Consider the following 7,363-nt stretch of genomic DNA (forward strand, 5'->3'; position numbering starts at 1 on the left):
GAGATTTTATGAAAAGATTTCTAATAAATGGAACAAATATGATTCCAGGAGAGAGTAGTATAACATTTGAAACTATTGTAAAAGAAAGAATTTTTGAAAATATAAATAAAACAAATTTCTCAACTAAAAAAAATATAGAACATGATTTTAATCTTTTAGAAAAACAACTTGGAAGAGTACCTTTGCTTAATGATTTTTTCCAAAGAGATATGATAGAACCTAGTGTTATATTAAAGTTTAGAAAAGATTATGATGAAATTTTAAAGATGTTGAGACCTAAACTATTTTTAGGAGAGCTTTCAAAAATTGAAAAAAATTATCTAACATTTTTATCAAGTATCTTTACTCCAAGTAAAAGAGTTCATGAGATGATTATTTTAAGAACGTTACTATCAAATAAAGATGTGTCTATAGAGGATATAGAAGTTATTTTAAAAAGAGATTACTCTTTAGTAGAACAAAGAGAAAATATTGAAAATGCTATGAAACACCTGTCTAAGGATATTTTTACAAGCTTGTCTACAATAAAGGAGTTTGAGCCTATAGTTGAATCAGAAAAAAAATATAGTTTAAAAAAGAGTTTTAAAAGTAGCTATGAAAAAAATAGTTATTTTAAGATGTTAATAGATGATCTTGTTGATTATAATTTAAATTATGTTTTAAAAAATTATAAACAACAAGGCAAAGAAACTATACTAAGATATAAAGAGTATACAAAGCAACAAGCTTTTTGGAATTTGAACTTAGATTTTAATAATGGTTATCAGGTAAGTGGTTATACAATATTTGAAGATCAAAAAAAAGTGATAATATTTATAACATTGGATGATTCACTGCCATTTGTAGCATATGACAATGTGTTTTATGATGAGCAACGATTCACTTGGTTTTCTAAGAGTAATAGATGTATTAGTAGAAATGGTGTTTTAACAGGAGAGGGAAAGATTGCGAATAACTACTATACAATAGAGGTATTTTTAAAGAAAAAATCAGGAGAGAATTTCTTCTATTTAGGAGAGGTTGAAAAGGTTTTAAATGCTCAAGAAACATTAGGAAAAAAAGGAGAACCTTTAGTAGAGTATGAATTAAAGTTAAAATATGAGATGGATTCAAATTTATTTAGCTATTTTAATTTATAAAATGAAATTGACAAATGAATTAAACTATACTAAAATGTGCATATATAAGAAAATGCAATTTTTCTTAATCTATGTACTTAAAAGGAGGACACAAAATGTCAAGTTGTAATTCATGCCCATCTCAAGGGTCATGCTCAAAGGAATCTACAAGTTGCGGAATTGTTAATAATCCTGCAAATAAAATAAAAAAAGTAATAGGTGTTATGAGTGGAAAAGGTGGAGTAGGAAAATCTACAGTTTCAACTTTATTAGTAAAACAGTTAGCTGATCAGGGATATAAAGTAGGTATTATGGATGCGGATATAACAGGGCCAAGTATACCAAGATTATTAGGACTAAGTGGAGAGAGAGCTGGAGGAAAAGGTAATGATATATATCCAGTGGTAACAAAAGATGGAATAAAAGTAATCTCTTTAAATTTTCTAGTTGAAAATGAAAATGATCCAGTACTATGGAGAGGACCAATAGTTGGTAGAGCTGTAAAGCAGTTTTGGGAAGATGTTATCTGGGGAGAACTTGATTATTTAATAATAGATATGCCACCAGGAACAGGAGATGTAGCTTTAACTGTTATGCAATCTATACCTTTAAATGGAATAGTGATGGTTTCAGTACCTCAGGATATGATATCTATGATTGTTGCAAAAGCTGTTAAAATGGCAAATCAGATGAATGTAGAAGTTCTAGGAGTAGTTGAGAATATGAGTTATGTAGTTTGTCCAGGTTGTGAAACTAAGATTAAGTTATTCAATGGAGAGTCAACAGATAGCTTCTTAAAAGAGAATGAATTAGATTTATTAGGAGAACTACCTATGATATCAAGTATTTGTAATCTTTCAGTTGAGGGATATGATGTAAATAAAGAGGAAATAAATAATATTTTTAATCCCATTACAAAAAATATATTAAATAAAGTAAGAGTTTAAAAGATCCAGTTTTGGATCTTTTTTTATTACTTAAAAACTTAAAAAACAGACTATGTAGAAGTTTTTGTGTTATAAATATTTAAATTTTTCATATATTTTTTTTATATTAATTGTGTTAAAATTTACCCTCGGGAGGTGATTAATTTGAATACTACAAATGTAGGAATATTAAACTTATTGTATCATGGGCGTTTTTCACAAAATGATTTAGCGTTGTATTTAGATGTAGATAGTAAAACGTTATCTAAAAATATATCACAATTAAATATAAGCTTAAAAGATTTAAACTTAAATCAAATAGAGCTAAAAGACGGAAAGTATCAGTTAAGTCTAAATAATGAACAGTGGTTATATATATTAAATGGAAAAGAGTTTATGAGCTCAGAAGATATTATTGATTATTTATATTTAAAATTTATTTTTAAAGGTTTCATAAATTTAGAGGCTGAAAAAAATGAATTTCAAATATCGAGAAGTTCCATAAATAGATATTTTTTAGTTGTAAAAAATATTTTAGCAGAAAATAATAGTAGTTATAAGTATGAAAATGCAAAGGGACTTCGTTTAATTCATTTGTCTCTTCAAGATAAAAATCTATTTTGTAAGAAACTTATAAAACTGTTTGTAAAAACTGATTTTTCAATATCTTCATCGACAATTTATTATAATCTTTTTAAAGACTCTCAAATTAATGAACTTTCAGAAAAACTTTATAAAATATTTACTTTTTCAGAAGTTGCATCAACTAAATTTATAATAGCGTTTTCCTTAGCTTTAAAAATTTGTGTGGATACTTTTGAGGGATTTTCATTTGGAAATACTTATAATAATTTAGATGAATATATAAATATAAAAAATATGGTAGAAAAAGAGTTAGGAAACTATTCAGAGAGTTACAAACAACAGATTTTCTCATTTTTATTAAATTTAAAAAATAAAGAAAACTTTTTTGAGCAAGGAGTAATAGAGCGAGCAAAGATATTAATGAAAGAGTTAAAAAAACAATTAAATATAGAAAATATAGAAAAAGGATTTAAAGAACTTCTACTGAAAAAGCTATATATGTCTTTATTTAAATATGAAAATAATATTTTAAAAGTACATTCTTCTAAACTTAATAATGATGATAAGAGATTACTAAAAATCCTAGATGAAATTTTAATAAAAACAAATCTTAAAATATATTTCTATGATAAAATTGTTGTATTAGGTATAATAAAAAAAATTTTGATAGAAAAGAATAGAAAAGATATAAATAATATTTTACTTCTTTTTAATGAAATAATACTACCACATGATTTTTATTTAAAAGAAAATTTAGAAAAACAGATACCCCACATAAAAATTGATATAAAACCATCGTTTCACTTAAGATTCAATTATTCAAATTGCATTAATCATTATGATTTAATATTAAGTGATGAAAAATATCAAGATTCAAATGTTGAAAAAATATCTTCATTTAATTATTTGAGAGTGTTAGAGAAAATAGATAAAAAAGCTATAGAGAAAGGATTAAGTAGTTTAATTTAGGTATGTAGAAAGAGGGGAAGGTTTATGAATGTAACATCAATACACTTTAAAATTATGTATTGTTTAAAAAGAAATATTTATTCAATTGGAGAGTTATCAGAAATTCTTAGTATTTCAGAATTTAAAATTAAAAGATATATAAAAGATTTAGAGTGTTTAGTTGAAGAGGAATCTATAGAAAATATTCATAATAAATTAAATAGTATACCTAAAATAATAGAAAAGCTTAGAAAAAAACAGAGTTTAACTCCAGAGGAAAGGCAGATGTATGTGATTTTAAAATTTTTAAAAACAGATACAATAAATCTTAGCCAAATAAGTGAAGAGATAGGTGTAACAAGAAGAACATTAACAAATGATTTAAATGAACTTAAAGAGATTTTAGAAAAATTTCACTTAGAGATAAAAAATCTTACTAGATATGGAATTGTGTTGGAAGGTAAAGAGAGTGATAAAAGAAGTTTTTTTAAATTATATTTAATAAAAATATTTATTGAGCAAAGATATCTTCCAAAAATATTTGATATTATATTTTTAGAGTTTGAACATTTAAAGAGAGAATATAAAATACACAAATTAATAAAAGAGATGTTTGGTTTTATGAATATTCCAGATAATAGTTTTGCTTTTTTAAATTTAGAAGTTAAATCTTATATAGCTATTTTAAGAAAAAATTATAAAGATTTTAGTATAGATATTAATTTAAAAGAAGCTAAAGGAGATAAAGCATTTATAGAGTTTTTGAAAAAAACACTATTATATAGTAATTTTGAGATAAATCAGATAATAGATACTTACAAAAAAAGATATAAAGGAAATTTAGTGAAATTATATCCTGAAAAAGCTAAAGAAGCAAAAAAATTAATTAAATATATTGAGAAAAATATGAAAACTAATATTTTTATATCAAAAGATTTTTTAATAAGAATTATGGTTATAATTATAGTCAGAGATTATAAACAAGAATTTAATATAAATGAGTTTTATATATTTAATAATGCTATTGGAAAAGCTTATTTAATTCCCTATAAAGAAATATCGGAATTATTAAAAAATTATTTTAAAGAGATTGATAGTTTTGATTTAGCTAATTTGACAATGACCTTTTTAAGTAGTATCTATATAGAGAATAAAAGTAAAATTGAACAAACAAAAGATTTTGCAATAGTGTATAATTTTTTACATAGAGATATGATTGTAGATTTGTGTGAAGATATAGGGCTTAAAAGAGGAAGTGGAAAATATGAATTGGTTTCATATTTTGATTTAGAAGAATTTTTAAATGAAAAAAATCCTAAAATTATTATAACATTTGAAGATATAGATTTTTCTAGGTATAACATAGAGGAGAAATTGGTAGAGTTTAATTTTCCTATAACAAAATATGATAAGTTAAAGTTAAAACCATTTCTTGAAAAAATATAAGGACCAGAGTTAATCTGGTCTTTTTATATTTTTTGTATATATTGAAATTCATCTGATTTGGAATTTTTCAAATTAAGAGTTTTAGTGAGATCTTGAATGAATATATCCCCTAAAATATATTTTAAAATTGAGTAATAAGATGATACAAAAGGTTGGTACTCATCAAGTTTGAAACCGATAGGATTTTCTCTTCTAAAGTATGGAGATGTAGATTTTTCAATATCCATACATGGAAAATCTGAATCATTCATAGCTAAATAGTTATTCTTTTTAGTTGGAACAAAGATATATAGTGTATCCTCTTCTTGAATAATTTCTAATGGATATATAGAACACCAAAGTGGTTTTGTATCAATAATCTCTTCTAAAGAGAAGTTTTGGTCAATACATATTTTATGAATAGCACAAAGATGTCTATCAACGTGAACACATGAGCAAGTACATCTATCAAAAGTAGTATTTACATGCTCATCTGGAATAAGCATTTTATCCTTTTTTATTGAGGAAATAATTTCGCTTTCCATCAAACCCTCGGTTTTTAATATAGAAACAGCTTTCGTTAAATTATCATACTCTTTTAAATTCTCGATTATAACTTTTCTAGATTTTTTATTAAACTCATATGGAAACTGCACACAACAGTTAGTTAAGCAGTTAAAACAATCAAAATTTGTTAAATGAAGAAAACTTTCAACATCAACAATAGCTTTATACTCTTTGTTTTTTAAAAAAACAATAGTTTCAATAGTTTTTATACTTTGAAAATATCTGTTTATTCTAATTTTATTCTTTTCAGAAATTATAAAATCTTTATGTAAAAAATAATTCATTAAACTCTCCTAGAATGTTGTTAAATTTTTTAAATACTATTCTAAATTATAGTATAAAAATATAAAAAAACCAAGATAAATATAAAAACACCTAGAAAAAAATTTGACAAAATAAAAAGGATAAAGTATATAAAAATACTGAAACTAATAACGAGGAGGGGTATTATGAAAAAAATTATGTTAGGGTTATCGTTAGCAACTTTAATATTAACGGGATGTTCTGGAGCTACAACAAAAACTAGTACAAATACAGATGTAGCTTGGAAATATGTTAAGGACTTACCAGTTCCAAAAGGTTATGAGGTACAAAAAGGGGTAGCAGGACCTTTAGCTGGAAATATAGGTGATTATGTAGTTGTAGCTGGTGGAGCAAATTTCCCACATAAATCAGTTCTTGAGGGTGGACCAAAGGTAGTTTATTCAGATCTATATTTAATGAAAAAAGTAAAAAATGGTTTAGAGTTAGTTAAGCACACTCAACTACCAAAAGAGATAGGGTATGGAACAGCAATATCTACAGACAAGGGAATCTACTATGTTGGCGGAACATATCAAACAGGTGTTTCAAATGAGATACTATTTATAACTTTAAATGCTGATAAAACAGATGTTGTAGTTAAAACAATAGGAACATTACCATTTAATTATCATAGTGGAGTAGCAGTATTACGTGGTGATGATATATATATTGTAAGTGGAAAGCAGGATGGAAAAGATAGTAAGAATTTTTATAAATATAATTTAACAACTGGAAAAACAACAGCTTTAAAAATGTTCCCGGGAACAGAAAGAAGTCAACCAGTTGGACAAATTTTAAATAATGGTTCAGAGGATCTTTTGTATGTATTTGGTGGAGGAACAGGTGTAGCATTTACAGATGGTTATGCATATAACTTTGCTAAAGATACATGGGTAAAAGTAAAAGATGTAGAGTTAAAAAATAAAGGGATATCTCTTTTAGGTGCTAACTCTGTAAAATTAAATAATAATGAGATGTTAGTAATCGGTGGATTTAATAAGGATGTTTGGGATGATGCAAATCTTAAATTAGGGTCATTAAAAGGTAAAGAGCTAGAAAAATATAGACATAACTATTTTACTATGGATCCACAAGACTTTAATTGGAATAAGGATATGTTAGTGTATGACGCAACTAATAATACTTGGAAATCAATAGGACAAGTGCCATTTATGGCTCCATGTGGAGAAGGGCTTGTAAAAGTTGGAGATACAATCTATTCGATAAATGGAGAAATAAAACCAGGTGTTAGAAGTGAAAGAATTTATCAAGGAACTATAATTAAAGACTAGTAAAAAGTATACAAAAGTTAAGAAAAATATAAAAAATAATCAAATAACGAACACAAGTTAACCAGTTAAAAGTTCGACAAAATAAGGGATTTAATATATAATTCAATTACTGAACTTTTAATGCTCATCAATTTTCTCTCAAATTGATGAAAAAATTTTCTAATTTAAAAATAAGCAGGTACATTCCCAGTACCTGCTT

The 7,363-nt window shown here is 25.2% G+C and carries 6 protein-coding genes; 5 read left to right on the forward strand and 1 reads right to left on the reverse strand.

All coding sequences use genetic code 11. The features are described 5' to 3' along the window. The 4 genes from ACRCYC_RS12965 to ACRCYC_RS12980 all read left to right on the forward strand — a co-directional run. The coding region (locus ACRCYC_RS12965) for a DUF3427 domain-containing protein (RefSeq protein ID WP_438506396.1) at positions 1–1,139 on the forward strand (1,139 nt) is incomplete at its 5' end. Positions 1,140–1,234: 95 nt separating this feature from the next. Further along, a complete protein-coding gene (locus ACRCYC_RS12970; protein WP_438506397.1) occupies positions 1,235–2,065 on the forward strand; it encodes an Mrp/NBP35 family ATP-binding protein in 831 nt (276 codons plus the stop codon). Positions 2,066–2,209: 144 nt separating this feature from the next. After that, positions 2,210–3,598, forward strand: coding sequence for a hypothetical protein (locus ACRCYC_RS12975; protein ID WP_240219880.1), 1,389 nt, complete (start codon positions 2,210–2,212; stop codon positions 3,596–3,598). A 24-nt stretch (positions 3,599–3,622) separates the two neighbouring features. Then, positions 3,623–5,023 carry an HTH domain-containing protein gene (locus ACRCYC_RS12980; RefSeq protein WP_438531773.1) on the forward strand — a complete coding sequence of 467 codons (1,401 nt, stop codon included), beginning with the start codon at positions 3,623–3,625 and terminating at the stop codon, positions 5,021–5,023. Positions 5,024–5,046: 23 nt separating this feature from the next. Here ACRCYC_RS12980 and ACRCYC_RS12985 read toward each other — a convergent pair whose 3' ends face one another. Beyond that, a complete protein-coding gene (locus tag ACRCYC_RS12985) occupies positions 5,047–5,853 on the reverse strand; it encodes a hypothetical protein (RefSeq protein ID WP_438506399.1) in 807 nt (268 codons plus the stop codon). A 165-nt stretch (positions 5,854–6,018) separates the two neighbouring features. Between ACRCYC_RS12985 and ACRCYC_RS12990 the strand changes: the two genes are divergently transcribed. Further along, on the forward strand, positions 6,019–7,164 hold the full coding sequence (locus ACRCYC_RS12990; RefSeq protein ID WP_438506400.1) for a cyclically-permuted mutarotase family protein: 1,146 nt from the start codon (positions 6,019–6,021) through the stop codon (positions 7,162–7,164). Positions 7,165–7,363: the final 199 nt, after the last annotated feature.

The organism is Paraclostridium sp. (assembly GCF_051657365.1).
Taxonomy (GTDB): Bacteria; Bacillota; Clostridia; order Peptostreptococcales; family Peptostreptococcaceae; genus Paraclostridium.